General features: G+C 70.0%; 15 protein-coding genes and 1 pseudogene. 6 read left to right on the forward strand and 10 right to left on the reverse strand.

The window, feature by feature from the left end:
• Positions 1-431: 431 nt before the first annotated feature.
• From FHR33_RS52790 to FHR33_RS52795, 3 genes and pseudogenes are all read right to left on the reverse strand, one after another.
• Positions 432-3,215, reverse strand: a pseudogene (locus FHR33_RS52790) (helicase HerA domain-containing protein); the annotation flags it as partial.
• Positions 3,212-3,859 (reverse strand): hypothetical protein, encoded by a 648-nt coding sequence (locus FHR33_RS24785; protein WP_183652185.1) that lies wholly within the window; start codon positions 3,857-3,859, stop codon positions 3,212-3,214. The pseudogene FHR33_RS52790 and the gene FHR33_RS24785, both read right to left, overlap by 4 nt.
• Positions 3,856-4,758, reverse strand: coding sequence for an endonuclease domain-containing protein (locus FHR33_RS52795; protein ID WP_183652188.1), 903 nt, complete (start codon positions 4,756-4,758; stop codon positions 3,856-3,858). Before FHR33_RS52795 ends, FHR33_RS24785 begins: the two co-directional genes overlap by 4 nt.
• Before the next feature lie 250 nt (positions 4,759-5,008).
• Between FHR33_RS52795 and FHR33_RS24795 the strand changes: the two genes are divergently transcribed.
• On the forward strand, positions 5,009-5,710 hold the full coding sequence (locus tag FHR33_RS24795) for a hypothetical protein (protein WP_183652191.1): 702 nt from the start codon (positions 5,009-5,011) through the stop codon (positions 5,708-5,710).
• Positions 5,711-5,804: 94 nt separating this feature from the next.
• Here FHR33_RS24795 and FHR33_RS24800 read toward each other — a convergent pair whose 3' ends face one another.
• Entirely contained in the window at positions 5,805-6,302 is a 498-nt protein-coding gene (locus FHR33_RS24800) for a tetratricopeptide repeat protein (protein ID WP_221241227.1), read from the reverse strand.
• A 196-nt stretch (positions 6,303-6,498) separates the two neighbouring features.
• Here FHR33_RS24800 and FHR33_RS24805 point away from each other — a divergent pair, with 196 nt between their 5' ends.
• Positions 6,499-6,861 (forward strand): hypothetical protein, encoded by a 363-nt coding sequence (locus tag FHR33_RS24805; RefSeq protein WP_183652194.1) that lies wholly within the window; start codon positions 6,499-6,501, stop codon positions 6,859-6,861.
• Here the strand turns inward: FHR33_RS24805 and FHR33_RS24810 are convergent.
• The 4 genes from FHR33_RS24810 to FHR33_RS24825 form a co-directional block, all read right to left on the reverse strand.
• Complete coding sequence (locus tag FHR33_RS24810; protein ID WP_376773294.1) at positions 6,830-7,495, reverse strand: TetR/AcrR family transcriptional regulator; 666 nt, start codon at positions 7,493-7,495, stop codon at positions 6,830-6,832. The two genes, FHR33_RS24805 and FHR33_RS24810, sit on opposite strands and share 32 nt — an antisense overlap.
• A gap of 73 nt (positions 7,496-7,568) precedes the next feature.
• Positions 7,569-8,357, reverse strand: a complete 789-nt coding sequence (locus FHR33_RS24815; protein ID WP_183652200.1) for an alpha/beta fold hydrolase — start codon at positions 8,355-8,357, stop codon at positions 7,569-7,571.
• Positions 8,358-8,367: 10 nt separating this feature from the next.
• Entirely contained in the window at positions 8,368-9,441 is a 1,074-nt protein-coding gene (locus FHR33_RS24820) for a CapA family protein (RefSeq protein WP_183652203.1), read from the reverse strand.
• A 15-nt stretch (positions 9,442-9,456) separates the two neighbouring features.
• Entirely contained in the window at positions 9,457-10,305 is an 849-nt protein-coding gene (locus tag FHR33_RS24825) for a helix-turn-helix transcriptional regulator (RefSeq protein WP_183652206.1), read from the reverse strand.
• A gap of 69 nt (positions 10,306-10,374) precedes the next feature.
• On the opposite strand from FHR33_RS24825, the gene FHR33_RS24830 reads away from it, so the two are divergent.
• Together FHR33_RS24830 and FHR33_RS53365 are read left to right on the forward strand one after the other, a co-directional pair.
• A complete protein-coding gene (locus tag FHR33_RS24830; protein WP_183652209.1) occupies positions 10,375-11,769 on the forward strand; it encodes an MFS transporter in 1,395 nt (464 codons plus the stop codon).
• A gap of 43 nt (positions 11,770-11,812) precedes the next feature.
• Positions 11,813-12,031, forward strand: coding sequence for a DUF6082 family protein (locus FHR33_RS53365; RefSeq protein WP_376773215.1), 219 nt, complete (start codon positions 11,813-11,815; stop codon positions 12,029-12,031).
• Between the two features lie 87 nt (positions 12,032-12,118).
• On the opposite strand, the gene FHR33_RS24835 is transcribed toward FHR33_RS53365, so the two are convergent.
• Both FHR33_RS24835 and FHR33_RS24840 read right to left on the reverse strand, forming a co-directional pair.
• On the reverse strand, positions 12,119-12,343 hold the full coding sequence (locus tag FHR33_RS24835) for a DUF397 domain-containing protein (protein ID WP_183652212.1): 225 nt from the start codon (positions 12,341-12,343) through the stop codon (positions 12,119-12,121).
• A 53-nt stretch (positions 12,344-12,396) separates the two neighbouring features.
• Positions 12,397-13,260: a helix-turn-helix domain-containing protein gene (locus tag FHR33_RS24840; RefSeq protein WP_183652215.1), complete on the reverse strand. Its 864-nt coding sequence runs from the start codon at positions 13,258-13,260 to the stop codon at positions 12,397-12,399.
• A 676-nt stretch (positions 13,261-13,936) separates the two neighbouring features.
• On the opposite strand from FHR33_RS24840, the gene FHR33_RS24845 reads away from it, so the two are divergent.
• Both FHR33_RS24845 and FHR33_RS24850 read left to right on the forward strand, forming a co-directional pair.
• Positions 13,937-14,074 (forward strand): hypothetical protein, encoded by a 138-nt coding sequence (locus tag FHR33_RS24845; protein WP_183652219.1) that lies wholly within the window; start codon positions 13,937-13,939, stop codon positions 14,072-14,074.
• A gap of 1 nt (position 14,075) precedes the next feature.
• Positions 14,076-14,717, forward strand: a complete 642-nt coding sequence (locus tag FHR33_RS24850) for a hypothetical protein (RefSeq protein WP_183652222.1) — start codon at positions 14,076-14,078, stop codon at positions 14,715-14,717.
• Positions 14,718-14,731 lie beyond the last annotated feature (14 nt).

The raw sequence follows: 14,731 nt of genomic DNA on the forward strand, positions 1-14,731 counted from the left end.
CCCGTCCCCTCGGCCGCCAGGTAGAACTGGCCGGCCCTCAGCCGTCCGATGTCCGACACGTGGCCGCCCTTCACCCTGGCCATGTCCGTGGCCGCGGCGATCTGGATCGGGGCGTTCAGCAGGCCGAAGAACTGCGTGGCCGCGTTGCCCGGGATGTGGTTGTGCAGGCCCTTCGGCGCCTGGGTGGCGAAGACCAGGCCCAGGCCGTACTTCCTGGCCTGGGAGGCGAGCATCAGCGTGCTCGCCGTGGCGGCGGTGTTCCTGCCGTTGGGGGCGAACGTCTGCGCCTCGTCCATGACCAGGAGCCCGCCGAGCGGCCTGTCCCCCGCGGGGTGGCGCCTGATCCAGGAGAACAGGCCGAGCTGGAGCTGGTTGACGAAGCTCTGGCGCTGCTCCTCGGAGGGCAGCCCCGCCAGGTTGATCACCGACACTCTGGCCCTTCGCCCAGGCTCGGGCGTGAGCAGCACGCCGGGGTCCACAGGCGTGCCGCTCCCGCCGAACAGCGGATCCATGATCGCGGCGGCTCGCAGGTTCTGCGCGACGTCGGCGGCCAGCTTGGCGGCGTTGGCCAGGTCGCTGACGCCGTCGGGCAGGTCCGACAGCAGCGCGATCAACCCGCCCAGCCCCGTGCCGCCGCGCCTGGCGTGGTGCCTGGCCGCCTCCCGGAGCACCGCCTGGGACTGCAGCGCCTTGGCGGTCGCGCCGTCGATCTTGGCCTTCGGCGCGAGCGCGGCCACGGCGGCGTCCAGGGCCTGGCCGAACTCGTCGGGATCGTCCACGAGAGCGCCGAGGTCGGGCAGCGGCTGGAAGGCGAGAGGACGGCCCGCCTGCTTGCCCGGCGTCCAGACCACGACGTCGGTGCCGGCCAGGTACTCCTCGGCCCGCTCCCTGTCGCCCTCCTCCCAGGTGGACGGAGCCTCGGGCCAGGGCGTGCCCAGCCTGGACAGGTCGTTGTTCGGGTCGAGGACGATCGAGGAGACGCCCTGCAGCGCGCACTCCTCGACCAGCCTGCGGATCAGCACCGTCTTGCCCGACCCCGAACCCGCGAAGATCGCCGTGTGCTTCCTCAGCGCCGCCACCGCGATCCGCACCTGCTCGCCTTCGTGCGCCGTCCTGCCCAGCACCAGGTACGGCCTGAGGTCACCGTCCACGGGCCGGGCCGGCGCCTCCTCCACGGGCCGGGCCGGCGCCTCCTCCACGGGCCGGGCCGGCGCCTCCTCCACGGGCCGGGCCGGCGCCTCCTCCACGCTCTGCTCGGGGACGGAGGTCGCGGCCGAGGGGAGGGCGATGGGTCCCGTGACGTCGGGATCGTCGGCGGCGCCGACCCCACCGGCGTCCTCGATGCTCCGGGCGGGCTCGGCGAGCCCTGCGCTCTCCGGGATCTCGTCGGCCTCCGGGCCTGGCGCCTGTCCCCCGGCGAGCCCGGGCGGCCGGCTCAGCGCCTCGACCAGCACCTTCACGTCCTCGGCCGGCCGGCGTGACGCCAGCCACTCCTGCAGGTGGGCGGGCTCCTCCTCGAGCAGCACCCGCAGTGCGGCCAGGACCTTCAGGTCCGACTCCTCCACGCGCAGCACCCTGCCGCCCGCCGCCTCGAACGCGGCCAGCGCCTCGGTGGTCCTGGGCCCGTTCGACCACGCCTGGTTCCTCAGCACGTACAGCCGCCGCTTCGGCACCTCGGCCCGCAGTCCCGCCGAGACGCACGCCGCCCTGAGCCTGTGGAGCGCCGCGACGGCGTTGGCGCTGGCGATGCCCCTGAAGCACCAGTGCACCTCGTCCTCGGTCGCCTCGTCCAGCGTCAGCCGGAGGCGGGCGTGCAGGGGCGGCTTGCTGCTCGGCGGAGGGTCCTGGGCGTAGCGGTGCGCCGCGTCCCCTCTGCCCGCCATCCACGCCGAGAGCCCCGCCGACAGCAGACCCGGCATGACGGCGTCCTCGGTCTCGGGCTCGGTGGCGGGTCCCACGTCGGCGCCGTCCCTCAGGAACGCGAAGCGGGCGTCGAGAGCGGCCAGCCCCGTGGGCCCTGACCCCGGCGGCGGGGGTTCGGCCTCACCCTCGCCGCCGCCGGGTTCGTCCAGCCGGTCGAGCTCCCTGATCTCGCCGTCCGCGAGGCAGGCGCGCACGTGATTGTCGATCTTGATGAGGATCTGCCGCGGTGTCAGGCCCACCGCGCTGTCGAAGGCGTCCTCCCTCACCGGCCACGTCGGGTACGGCGGCTCGAAGTCCACCCGCCCGAACCCCGCCGCGAAGCGCCGCTCCACGATGGCCCGCGCGGTCTGCGCGTCCTTCAGCACCCTGAGCGTGGCAGGCTCCCTGAACCTGTCACGGACGGTGGCGGTCGCCTGCTCGCGGATCATCATCCAGGTGTGCGGCAGGCACGACAGGACGGTCACCGTCCGCCTGGTGACGTCGCGCAGGGCCATCAGCCCTCCTGCGACCTGCTCGATCACCGCGCCCTGCCCGTCGTCGAGCCTCGACGTCGACTGCGCCACCAGCGCGTCGACCTGGTCGACGGCGATCACCGAGGGCCCGGTCAGCGCGAGCAGCCTCGACAGGTCGCGCACCACCTCCTGTGGCGACCTGTACCCCTTGGTCAGCCCCCACTCCCTGCCCTGTCCCTCGTCGGGGATCGACGACAGGTAGGCCTGCCCGACGTCCTGGGCCGCCAGGTCGTCGGAGGCCAGCAGCACGAGCGCCCTCGCCGTGTCGTGCGCGTCCCTGAGGACCACGCCGCCCTTGCGGCGCAGCGCGCCCACGAACAGGTCCAGCGCCTCGCCGTCCAGCGGGCGCCTGCCGTCGACGGCCCTGCGTACCATCCTCGGCACGTCCGCCAGCGCCGCCAGCCTGTTGAGCAGCAGCCGCAGCTGCGACTGGCCGTCCTCGGCCGGACGCCACAGGCTGTCGAGCATCGCGATCACGATGCTGTCCCAGAAGTTCCTGGCGTCCAGCAGGCCGACCAGGAAGAAGTAGCCGCCCTCACGCTGGGCGTGCTCGCGGGCCCAGCCCAGCAGGTGGGTCTTGCCCGTGCCCCGCTGCCCCTGGATCACCACGCCGATCGGGCTGGCGTCCACGCTCTCCTTGGCCTCCGCCAGCCCTCTGCGGATGTCCAGCGCGGCCGTCGAGTGCAGACTCTCCACGTGGTACGGCGAGGGCCGCCACACGTCGTCGGGAGCGTGGACGGCGTTGAGCCTGAGCGCGCCGAGCGCTTCCCACTCCTTCATCGCACGCCGATCGCGAGGTAGTGCTTGTGCTGGTCGCTGATGACCAGCGCGGCCTCGCGATCCTCCGCCCTCAGCGCCTTCTGGTTGTCCTCGGGCACCATGACGACGTCGGGCTGCCTGTTGAGGCTGCGCAGCGCGTCGTCCATCACGTCCCTGGGCAGCTCGCTCAGGCGCCTGCGCAGGTCGGTCAGGCTCACCCAGCCGCCCGGCTCGCGAGCCAGCTCGGCATAGGCCCCGCGCACCCGGCTCTCGACACCTCCCAGGGCTTCGGTGGCCTCCGGCCGCTCGGCGGTCTCGACGGGCGGCTCAGGCTCGAACAGGTCGCCCAGGCGGTGGTCGGTGCGCTCCATGAAGCGCGCGACACCCGAGGCCAGAGACCGCAGCGCGCCACCCGTCGCCCCTGGCGAGGCGGCCACCCCCTCGCGGAACTCGTCGGCCAGCCGCGCCCATCCCCTGTCGGTCAGCACGTGGATCATGGTCCTGCCATGCGGACGGGTCTCCACCAGCTTCAGCTCGTTCAGGTTCGCCCGGTGCTTGGGAGTCAGCTTGATCCCGTGCTGCTTGGCGAGGTCGGAGTTGAGCACCTCGTCACCCTCGACCATGAGCACGATCAGGGCCGCCGTCTCTACGGCTGACAGTTTCATCGCTTGCCTCTCTTGACGAAGTCCTCGATCTCGCGGGCCACGGACCAGGGGTCCGACAGGACGGCGTGGCTGGTGAAGCGCAGCACCACGAAACCGTCCCGCTGCAGCCGTACGTCGCGCTGCCGGTCGGCCGCGAACTTCTCCGGTCGCAGGTGGCTGTCGTCGTCGATCTCCACGATCACGCGGGCCTCGCGCCAGAGCAGGTCCGGCCTGATGGGGTTGGTGAGGGGATGGGCGTGGTAACCCTGGTTCCACTCCCTGTCGGCCGCCCACGCGCATCCCGCCAGCACGCTCTCCAGGCGCTGCTCCGCCCTGCTCGCGTGATGCGGCCTCCCCCGGGCCACCCGCGCCTCCGGCAGCCCGGGAGACGCCCCCGCCAGCGCCACGCGTGTCCCCCGGGACACGACCGACGGCTCCGGATGGCCGGCCGGCGGGTTCGGTGGCGCGGGGGGCGGCGGTTCCTGGAGGCGGCACTGGACGTGGAGGCCGCTCCACCGTTCCAGCCACCGGCACCCGGCCGCGAGCACCTCGGCCTCGCTCCCGCTCATCCCCCGTGGCGGGGTCACCGCGATCGTCGATCCCGTGCCGAGCACCCTGCCCAGCCCCGCCGCGCGTACCTCGGCGGGCAGGCGGGCCGTACAGGGGCGGCCGCTGAGCGCCGCCTCGGCGAGGTCGGCGAGGAACGGCCCGAAGTGCCTGTCACCCGCCGCCAGCCGTACGGCCAGCATCCGCACGGCGCGCACGCCTGCGCCCCCGGGCCCCGCGATCTGCTCGGCTCCCGGTAACCACTGGGGGAAGCGGCGCACGGCGAGATCCTCCATGTCGCGCAGCACCGCCGCCACCAGATCGCTCATCCGGCGCGGAGCGGCAGCGGCATGCGTGAGGACGACCGGCGACACTGCGGAATCCCCCCGATTACGGACCATCCACTCTTTGCTGAAGCTATACGTAATCGGCCTCGCCGCACGTGAGTGTTACGAGATGTTCTGGACGCGCGTCGCGATCCCTAAGGACTTCGCCACCGTTGCCCCAAGCCACGCCGACCGCCGCGCCCCCGTGACTAGCTTCGTCATTCGTCGGATCACCGAACACGATCAAGGGGGAACGTGCATGTACAACGCATCACGGGGCATTCGGAGCGTCCTTGCGGTGGCCGTGCTGGCGACGGGGGCGAGCTGGCTTGCAGCGGCGCCCGCGTCGGCCGAGATCTGTGACGAGAAGGTCGTTCTGCTCGACAGCACGACCGTGGCGGCGGTCTGCGAGGAGACGGCCGGGCTGCGCGCGAGGGCCACCAGGACGGCCATGACCGCGCCCAGGGGCTCGGAGCTGTCGATGTCGGCCGAGCGCCTGGCCAAGACGGCGGGACTGCCCGGACTGTCGCGCACCACCGCGGTGCTGAGCCTCGCCGACACGGGCGGCGTCGCCGCGGGAGCGGGACTGCCCTCCCTCCCCTCGGGCGTACCGGGGAAGAAGGGGATCGTGGAGGCTTCCAAGCTGTCGATGACGCCCGACCTGCCGGGGCTGCCGACGCTGCCGAGCACAGAGGCCGTGGACGACGGGTTCAGGCTGGGCGAGCTGGGCGGGCGGGCCGAGGTGGCCCAGGTCGCCGAGGTGGCCGAGGTGAACGAGGTCTCAGAGGTGTCAGGGGCCGTCGCGCCCGAGATGGCCATGCCCGACGCGGCAGGGGTGACGGGCATGACGGCCCCCATCAACCTGACCCCGCCGATCAACGAGGTGACGGCGAAGGTCGGGGAGCTGGTGGAGAAGCGCGGCGCGCAGGTGCTGCCGCCCCTGTCAGTGACGAACGGCGAAGGGGCCGACGGGCTGGCGGAGGAACTCGACCTGGGCTGAGGGCCCAGCACATCCGCGGGACGCGGCGCGCCTCCGTCCCGTGGATCCACATAGCTGAAGGGCCGTGCCCCCTGGGGGCCCGGCCCTTCAGGTGTCAGGAGATCAGCGAGTCGAGCTCGTCCTCCGGCAGGCCGAGGTCGAGCCTGATGCGGTAACGCGTGCGCAGCAGGGCGACGTGCTCCGGATCGTCCTCGGCGCAGGCGAGCACCGCCTGGGTGGCCCACTCGAGCCCGCCCTGCAGATCGCCGTAGGCCACGAGGGTCTCGGCGATGTTGTGGGCCGTCGCCGGGGTGGCGGTGCCCTCGACTCTGAGCGTCTCGATGATCTCTCTGGCCTCGCCTGGCCTGTCGAGCTCGAAGAGCGTGTCGGCGATGCCCGCTCTGGGGTCGATGCCGGACTCGCCTCCGTCGTCGACCGCGCGCTGGAAGCACTCCAACGCCCGGGCCGGTTGGCCGGCCTGCCTCCACTCGTCGGCGGCCAGCACGAGGATGGCCGCGCGGGAGACGTCGCCCGACGAATAGGCGACGGCGAGCTCGTCGAGCTGCCTGGCCAGCGATCCGTGGTCGTCCGCCAGTAGGGCCTGCTCAAGCAAGCGATCAAGGTGCTCACGGGTCACATGCGCCACACCGCGAGACTATCGAGCCGCACCGGCTTTTGCCTGGACAATGCGCATCACCGACCGGGCACGACTTCGGCAACGATTCGTGCAAACCCCATTACTCTCCGCGTATCCGCACAGGACCTTGGGCATATACGGCACACGTCATCAGGGGCGGAAGGGGCTCGGCATGTCCAAGCAATTGACCTTCACGATCGCCTGTGCCGCGGTGTTGTCCGCCGTGATCCCGGGCGCCGCCGGATATTTCTCCGCGAGACTCGATGCCGTGGAGGCGGCCGAACAACGGGTCTCGGCGCTCCATCAGCGGCTGGCGACCAAGGTGGCCAAGATCTCGCTACCCCGCCCGTGCGGGCCCGGTGGGGAGACCAGGACGAAGCCCGAGCGAGAACCCGTGCCGGCGGCCTTCGTGCCCGCGCCCGAGACACCCACCTCGCCCAGGAACCGCTGGCCCAGGCAGGACCAGCCGGTGGTGCCCGCGCCGGAGTGGAATCCGACGCCGATCACGCCTGCTGACGCTGCCGGCGAGGATTGAGCCTGCGCGACAGGAACGACCTGATCAGCTGCTTGGCCGCCGCCACGATCTCGGGCTCGCCCTTCGGGTCGCGGCGGAAGGCCAGCTTGAGCACGGCGTCGCCCGCCTCGACGGCGACCAGCACGGCCACGTCGAGCTCCTCGCTGTCGGCCAGGCCGTACTCCTCGAGCAGCAGGCCGCGCAGCCGGCCGGCGATCACCATGTTGTTCTCGGAGTCGGAGTCGAGCAGGTTGAGGTCGACGACGTCGCCGAAGTGGAGGCTCTTGAAGCCCGGCACGCTCCTGTGCATGTCGACGTACTCGTCGATGATCGCGTCGACCGCCTCCCACCACCCGCGATAGTCCTCGTCGAGGAAGCGGGCGCCCACCCTGGAGACGAACAGCTCCACGTTGCGCCTGGTCACCTCCTGGGTGATGGCGCGTTTGTCGGGGAAGAACTGGTAGACCGACCCGATGGCCACCCCTGCCCGCTCGGCGATGCGCGTGGTGGACAGCGCCTCGTAACCGACGTCGTCGAGCAGGTGGGCACACGCGTCGAGCATGCGCTCGACCCTGCGGGCGCTACGGCGCTGCGTGGGCTGACGGCGGAGCGGGGTGGGCTCGGTGCCGTCTTCGTCAACCGGCAAGGAGGACACGGTCTTCATCTTGCCTCCAATCGGCCGCCCCGTCCCTGGAAAAGGCTGATTGTAGAAAGACGTGCAATGCGGCTCACCCGCCGGTCGTCCACTCGGCGAACTCGGCGATCAGTGCGGCGACCGTCTCCGGCCGCGAGCGCTGCGCCCAGTGGTCGGCGACGATCCTCCTGTGCCTGAACTTCGGCGCCCACTGGCCGAGGGAGGCGAGCAGCCAGGGGGAGACGTAGTGGTCGCGCGTGCTCTCGATCAGCTGGACGGGCACGTTCACGTGCGGGTCACCAGGACGGCGCAGCCCGCCGGCCATGTTGGCCCGGTAGAGCTTGAGCCCGTTGCGGGCGTCGGCGGCGGTGGCGCCCAGCGCGCGGGCCAGGGGCGCCATGACCAGTTCGGGCAGCACCGGCAGCTGGAAGGCGGCGATGTACCACGAGCGCATCAGCTGCCCTGCCGCCCTGAGGGGACCCGCCTGGCGGAAGAAGGCGGCGGCCTGGTCGAGCCCAGGACCTCCGAGCGAGGTGAAGGAGGCGAGCCTGTCGCTCCTGCCGGCGAAGTACCACCCCTGGATGGAGCCCCAGTCGTGGGCGGCGAGGTGGACCTTGGGCTTGCCGACGGCGTCGAGCACGGCGTCCATGTCGGCCGCCAGCCTGTCGAGCCGGTAGGCGCCGACCGCGCGCGGCGCCGACGACCCGCCCGCCCCTCTCACGTCGTAGCGGACGACGTGGAAGCGGTCCTGGAGCAGGTCGGCGACCTGATCCCACACGCGGTGGTCGTCGGGGTAGCCGTGCAGCAGCACGATCGTCGGGCTGGCGGGGTCGCCCTGCTCGTAGACCGCCAGCCGTACCTCACCCGAGGCTATTAGACGCACAGTCCAAAGATTAGCTGTCCTCGGGGCTGGCGGCCAGGCCCGTGCAGGAACGCAGGCTCTTCCAGTTGGTGATGGCCTGGGTCCTGGCCGCGCCGGTGAGCGGGATCGGGACGCCGCCCTGGATCGTGGCGGGGGTCCACTTGTTCTTCAGCACCTTGCGGCCGTCGATGGTCAGCGTGAGCACGCCTGTCCTGCCTGTCTCGGGCCCCCAGTTGTAGAAGACGAAGTTGCCCATGCCGTAGTTGACGTAGGCGTTGCCCAGGTAGCCGCTGCCGAGCAGGATGTGCGCGTGGCCGCCGACGATGACGTCCGCGCCCGCCTTGACCAGCTTGGGGGCGAGGGAGCGCTGGGCGGGGTTGGGGCACTTCTGCATCTCCGTGCCCCAGTGCAGGTGCACGATCACCGTGTCGGAGGACTTGCGGGCCTGCCGTACCGCCCTGATGAGCCTGTCCTCGTTCTTGGCGGAGGCCAGCCCGCCCTTGGAACCGGCGGCGCTCCACGACTGGATGAACTCCGCGTCGAGCACCTGGGTGGCCCCGATGATCGACACGCGGTTGCCGTTGACCGTGACGCGGTAGGGCTTGTACGCCTCTGTCTCGTTCCTGCCGATGCCCACGACGGGGAACCTCGAGCGCTTGATCGCGGCCATGGAATCGGCCAGCCCGCTCTCCATGTAGTCCATGCCGTGGTTGTTGGCCATGGAGACCACGTCGACGCCCGCCGCCTTGAGCGCGGTGAAGGCCGTGGCGGGGGCGCGGAAGGTGTACTGCTTGCCGGGCGCCGGCGTGCCGCCCGTCGTGATCGCGGTCTCCAGGTTGATCATCGCGAGGTCCGACGCCTTCAGCACCTTGGCGATCGGGCCGAGCGCGGTGCGCGGGTTGGCGAGCCTGCTGCGCAGCACGCCCTCGAAGTGCACGTCACCGCCGAAGGAGATGGTGTACGGCCGGCGCTCCGGCTCCTCGGGGAGGCTCGGAGCGATCGTCGGCTTCTCGGCCACGTCTGCCGCCTGATCCGATTTCGCCGCCGAACAAGCGGTCAGCGCTATCGCGACCCCCACGGCGATGACGGCGTGGCTCGGTCTCATCTGCCCTCCTGATCTTCAGGCACCGAGCATGCCATGGGCACGCTCACTGTGCGCGGTGAGCCACACCACGGCCGAGCGTGTCGCCTCGTCGACGGGGGTGTAGACAGTCATGCGGGTCTCCGGCGCCGAGGCGCAGTTGAACATCGCGCTCGTGAAGCGCAGCTCCCCCACGACCTCGTTGTTGAAGGTCTTGGCGCGCGAGCGGGGATCGGCCACGTCGTGGGTGGCCCACAGCGCGGCGAACTCGGGGCTGGCCGCCGACAGCCGTTTCACGAAGTCGCGCCAGCAGGGGTCGTCGGCGTGACGGGTGTAGGCGCCGCGGAAGACGGCGACACTGCCGTGGAGCTCCTGCTCCCTGTTGACCAGCGCGGTACGCCACTCGCGGTGGACGAAGCACTGCCAGAGCGAGTTGCGCTCCTCGACCGGCGCGCTGACCAGTTCGGGGAAGAGCGCGGCGTAGGCGGGGTTCCATGCCAGGACGTCGTGGCGGCTGTTGCTGTAGGCGGCGGGCAACGGGCTGAGCTGATCGATGATCACCTGCATCGACGGGGTGACGAGACCGCCATCGGGCGTGGGGGCCGCCTCGGCGTGCCCGGCCAGCAGGTGGAGCTGGTGACGCTCGGCGGCGTCGAGCATGAGGGTGCGGGCGATGGAGTCGAGCACCTGGAGGCTGACGTTGATCGGCCGTCCCTGCTCCAGCCAGGTGTACCAGGTCACCCCGACCCCGGCGAGCTGGGCGACCTCCTCCCTGCGCAGCCCCGGCGTACGCCTGCGGGTGCCGGGCGGCAGCCCCACCATCTCGGGCGTGACCCGCTCACGCCTGGTGCGGAGGAATGCCGCCAGGTCGTCACGCCTTTTACTCATCCTGGTGCCGCCAATACCGGGATAAAGGGACTCTTTTTACTAGTATCTACTTTCTACCACTGTGGAAGCATGATCCAAGCTCCGCCCGTCGAGAAGTCCACGACCAGGAGCGGCGGCCTGCTCCTTGCGATCGTCCTTCTCGGCCAGTTCCTCGCCGTCCTGAACGTCAACATCGTGAACGTCGCCACTCCGACGATCGAGGCCGACCTGCACTCCTCGGGCGCGGGACTGCAGATGATCGTCGCCGGCTACACCATCACCTATGCCGTTCTGTTGATCACCGGTGCCCGTGTCGGCGACCTGTTCGGCTATCGCAACGCCTTCCTGACCGGCCTGGCCCTCTTCACGCTCACCACGCTCGGCTGCGGACTCGCCCCCTCCACGGGCTGGCTGGTCGCCTTCCGCTTCGCTCAGGGCGCGGGAGCCGCCCTGATGATGCCGCAGGTGCTGACCCTGATCCAGCACAACTACCAGGGTGAGGCCCGAGGCAGGGCGCTCGGCCTCTGGTCGGCCGTCGTGAGCGGCGGCATCGTGGTCGGGCAGGCGCTCGGCGGCATCCTGCTCGGCTTCGGGGCAGGCTGGCGGATCGTCTTCCTGGTGCTCGTGCCCGTTGGAGCGCTCCTTCTTCTCGCGGGGCTGAAGGTGCTGCCCGCCGACCAGGGCGGCGGCAGGGCCGGCCTCGACCCGCTGGGGCTGGTCACGCTGTCGGCGGCGGTCCTGCTGTTCATCGTGCCGCTGGTGCTCGGCCGCGATCTCGGCTGGCCGTTGTGGGGCTGGGCCTCGATGGCGCTCAGCCTGGTGATGTTCGCCGTCTTCGTCCAGGTGGAGCGATGGGTGACGGCGCGGGGCGGCAGGCCGCTGGTGGACGCGAGGGTGCTGCGGGCGCCCGGCATGCGGCCGGGTCTCGCGGTGCTGCTGTTCGGCCCGGCCACCTGGGGCGCCTTCCTGTTCACCTCGGCGCTGCACCTGCAGGGGGAGTTGCACCTGAGCCCGCTGATGTCCGGACTGATGCTGGTGCCGTGCGCGGTGGCCTTCGCGTTGGTCGGGCTGGCCTGGCCCAAGCTCCCCCAGCGCTTCCAGCGCTCGCTGGTGCCCGTCGGGTACGTCGTGGCCGCGCCGGCCTACCTCGGACTGGCGGCCGCTTCGGGGGGCGGCGTGCCGTACGCGGTCCTGAGCGCGCTGATCGGCGCGGGGCTCGGCGTGCAGATCGCCGTGACCAACCTGGCCACCCAGCAGGTCGAGAGCGCCTACGCCGCCGACGCGAGCGGCGCGCTGCTCACGGTGATGCAACTCGGCCAGGTGATCGGCGTGGCCACGGTCGGCACGCTGTTCATCTCCCTCATGCACGGCCAGACGGGCCAGGCCTCCTTCGGAACGGCTGTCGCGTTGGCGGCGCTCGCCGTACTGGCCGGCCTGAGCTCACTCTTCCTCGTCAAGGCAAAGGTCTCCCCCGCCCGGACGTGAATGATTCGAGTCTCAGGGTGCGGTGGCCCATGGGGAGAACGAAGTGTTCACGACGGAGGCGGGGCGTCGCTTCTGGGAGCGGACTCGCGAGCACCGAATGAGCGTGGCGAAGAACAAGCGCCATGCCAGGTTCGCCACGATCCTCGACAGTGTCGGGAAGGCCACGGCGCCACCCGCGCGGAGTGCGCCAAGACCGCGGGCGATCGCGCAGGTCGGCGTGTTGATGTGGGTCAGGAGGCGCCGCTCCAGGCGTGTGCCATGATGTGCGCAGCTTCCGCGGTGCTCTGACGGGGCCGGCTGAGGTGGAGCGGCCCTGTGGGTTGTGTCAGCAACCTGCCAGGGCCGTTCTTCACGCGCTCGCGGTGAGCGTGGCGAGGTCGAACTCGCCATCACGAACCCCGGCCGTGAAAGCGGCCCACTCGCCCGGGGTGAAGACCAGGACGGGACCGTCCTGCACCTTGCTGTCCCTGAGCGCGACGCTGCCGTCGGCGAGGTTGGCGACCTCGACGCAGGTGGAAGCGCCGTTGCAGAAGCTGCTCTTCTGCCAGGCCGCCCTGGTGGTGTCGATGTGCATTTTCTCCCCAAATGGGTAAAAGGGGCGCCTTTGCCCCTTTGAAGGCTGCGTCGTCACCTTCCCCACATCATTGCCTTTCGCTGGATGAGCACGCGGGACTCGTTCTCGTCAAGCGCTTCGGACCTGATGTGGTCGAAGGCTGTTTCGTATCCAGCCACCATCTCGGGGTCTTCGACGAAGCGTGGGTTGTACAACTGCTCCAGATATACGACATCGTCGAAAGCCGCGAACTTCAGGTGGATGAAGGCGCCGGTGTTGACCGGATGGAGTGATTCCAGCGGCAACACCTGCACAGAGACGTGCGGCAGCACGGAGAGCTGAATCAGATGCTCCATCTGCGCACGCATGACCGAGGGCTCGCCGAAACGCCGCATCAACGCCGACTCGTCCAGGATGATGTGCAGGATGCATGGATCCGCTCGATGCAGGACACGCTGCTGCCTGTCGAGCCGGGCTTCGACCCGGCTTCGGACACCGCTGTGCGTGATACGCACGATGCCACGGGAGGCCAGGATCACTTCCCGCGCATAGTCCTCGGTCTGCAAAAGGCCAGGCACAACCTGGGGTTCCCAGTTCTGTTGGGACGTGGCCTCCGCCTCCAGCCCGAGAAGTCTGGTGTATCCCCCGGGCAGGGTGCCTTCGTAATCCTCCCACCAGCCCCGCTGATATGCATCCACCACAAGGCCGAGCAGTTCGTCGAGTTTTTGGTCATCGCACTTGTAGAGCTTCGCGAAGGCCTGGACGTCGTCGTGGCTCGGTTTGGTCTTGGCGGCTTCTATGCGGCTCACCTTGCTGGGTGACCAGCCGAGCTCCTTGGCCGCTCTCGCGCCCGTCAGGCCTCTGCGCTCGCGCAGTTGGCGGAGCTCCTGACCGAGCTTGAGCCTGCGCACCGTGGGGCTGGCCTGCTCTGGTGGCACCGTCCACTCTCCTCACCGGAAATGAAGGTGTAACGGAGAAGAACCGTTTGAGCCCCGAATTTCTGGGCCGTTCGGCCAATCTTACACTGCAAGTTGCACGGACATTCGCACGAAGGCTTGCCTCAAGGCTGACATGGAGAGACGGTGGTGGCAAGCAAAAGCCCAGCGGTCAGGGGGTGGGCTCGCGATGGTTTACCGGGAGCCCCGGCAGCCTCTGACATTTCGCGTGCAAGTTGCAGGCACTCATGCGGCGCATGTCCCAGCGGGAATTGCGAAGAAATTTGATTTTTCTCCCGCCAGACTATTGCCGGGGCCAGGTCACGGAGGGACGATCAGGCTCAGGAAGGCGAGATGACGATGCGCACTCGGGCCTTTCGCAGACGCTCAAGCGCGGCCGTCTGGGCCGCTCCCTTCCGGCAACGGCGCCGTTCAGATATGCAGGTCCGCCGAAAGGAAGTCAGCACAAAGCCGGACCGACGCTGGTCTCCCACCGTCACGCGATCGGGCTGCCACCCGGTGACGGCCGAGCTCTTCAGCGCCCGGTCCGGCCCAGAAGTCCACCTCAGAAATGCCGCGAAAGGGGTCTTCTATGTTGTACTCACAAGGTACCAAGGGACTCGGCCGAATCAAGCCCCGGATCCGGGAACTCATCGCGTGGACGGATCGCGAGATCTGCATGGAGTACGACGAGTTCGCGCACCGGCGCGGCTGGACCGTCGCCCGCACGGGGTTCGGCTCCCGCTCCTACCGGGACCCACGGTTCGACCAGCTCAGGGTGTTGCGCGCCTCCCTCATCCCAGAGGAGGTGTCGTGAGATGTCCCGCAATCCTCGGCATCAGATCTACCCGGCGGTCGGCGACCTGCCGGCGGCCGAGCGCTCCGGCTCTCTCGTCAGGCTCTGGCGGATGCGCACCGAGCTCCTGCTGACCGCGGGACTGGCGCTGGTGCTGCTCGCCGCCGTCGGCGGCGGGCGATGGGTGCCCTTCCTCGCGCTCACCAGCGCGGTCTCGGTGCCCGCCGTCACCCGCGTCGGACGCAACTGGATCGTCGCGCACGCCTGGTGCGTAGCCTCCAGGCATCGGCTGCAGCGGCTCTGCCTGGAGACGACCATGCACACCAGGGCGGGCAGGATCCCGCTCATCCTGTGGATCACGCCGACGGCCCGTGGGGAGAAGGCGCTGGTTCTCACCAGAGCGGGCATCTGCGCGGAGGACTTCGAGGCCTTCGCCGGGGAGATCGAGGCGGCCTGCTTCGCGCGGGACGTCAGGATCCACAAGCACCGCAGATGGGCCCACCTGGTGATCGTCGAAATCATCCGCAGGGACCAGAGCGAGGGCGCGGTCGCGCCGGGCGTCGAACGGCTGTACGGCAGGAGCGGCTGGGTCTCGCTGAAGTCCACCCGCGCCGAGACCGAGGAGCCACCCGGCAGAGCGCCCGCGCTGCTCATCCCGGTCTGACCTCCTTCAGGCCA

This window comes from Nonomuraea dietziae (assembly GCF_014195505.1).
In the GTDB taxonomy this organism is placed as follows: Bacteria; Actinomycetota; Actinomycetes; order Streptosporangiales; family Streptosporangiaceae; genus Nonomuraea; species Nonomuraea roseola.

Bases quoted from the DNA above. Each gene is read 5' to 3' on its own strand.
- FHR33_RS24825 (WP_183652206.1), bottom strand. From the start codon at position 10,305: ATGAGTAAAAGGCGTGACGACCTGGCGGCATTCCTCCGCACCAGGCGT.
- FHR33_RS24835 (WP_183652212.1), bottom strand. From the start codon at position 12,343: ATGCACATCGACACCACCAGGGCGGCCTGGCAGAAGAGCAGCTTCTGC.
- FHR33_RS24845 (WP_183652219.1), top strand. From the start codon at position 13,937: ATGGAGTACGACGAGTTCGCGCACCGGCGCGGCTGGACCGTCGCCCGC.
- FHR33_RS24805 (WP_183652194.1), top strand. From the start codon at position 6,499: ATGTCCAAGCAATTGACCTTCACGATCGCCTGTGCCGCGGTGTTGTCC.
- FHR33_RS24850 (WP_183652222.1), top strand. From the start codon at position 14,076: ATGTCCCGCAATCCTCGGCATCAGATCTACCCGGCGGTCGGCGACCTG.
- FHR33_RS24785 (WP_183652185.1), bottom strand. From the start codon at position 3,859: ATGAAACTGTCAGCCGTAGAGACGGCGGCCCTGATCGTGCTCATGGTC.
- FHR33_RS24830 (WP_183652209.1), top strand. From the start codon at position 10,375: ATGATCCAAGCTCCGCCCGTCGAGAAGTCCACGACCAGGAGCGGCGGC.
- FHR33_RS24820 (WP_183652203.1), bottom strand. From the start codon at position 9,441: ATGAGACCGAGCCACGCCGTCATCGCCGTGGGGGTCGCGATAGCGCTG.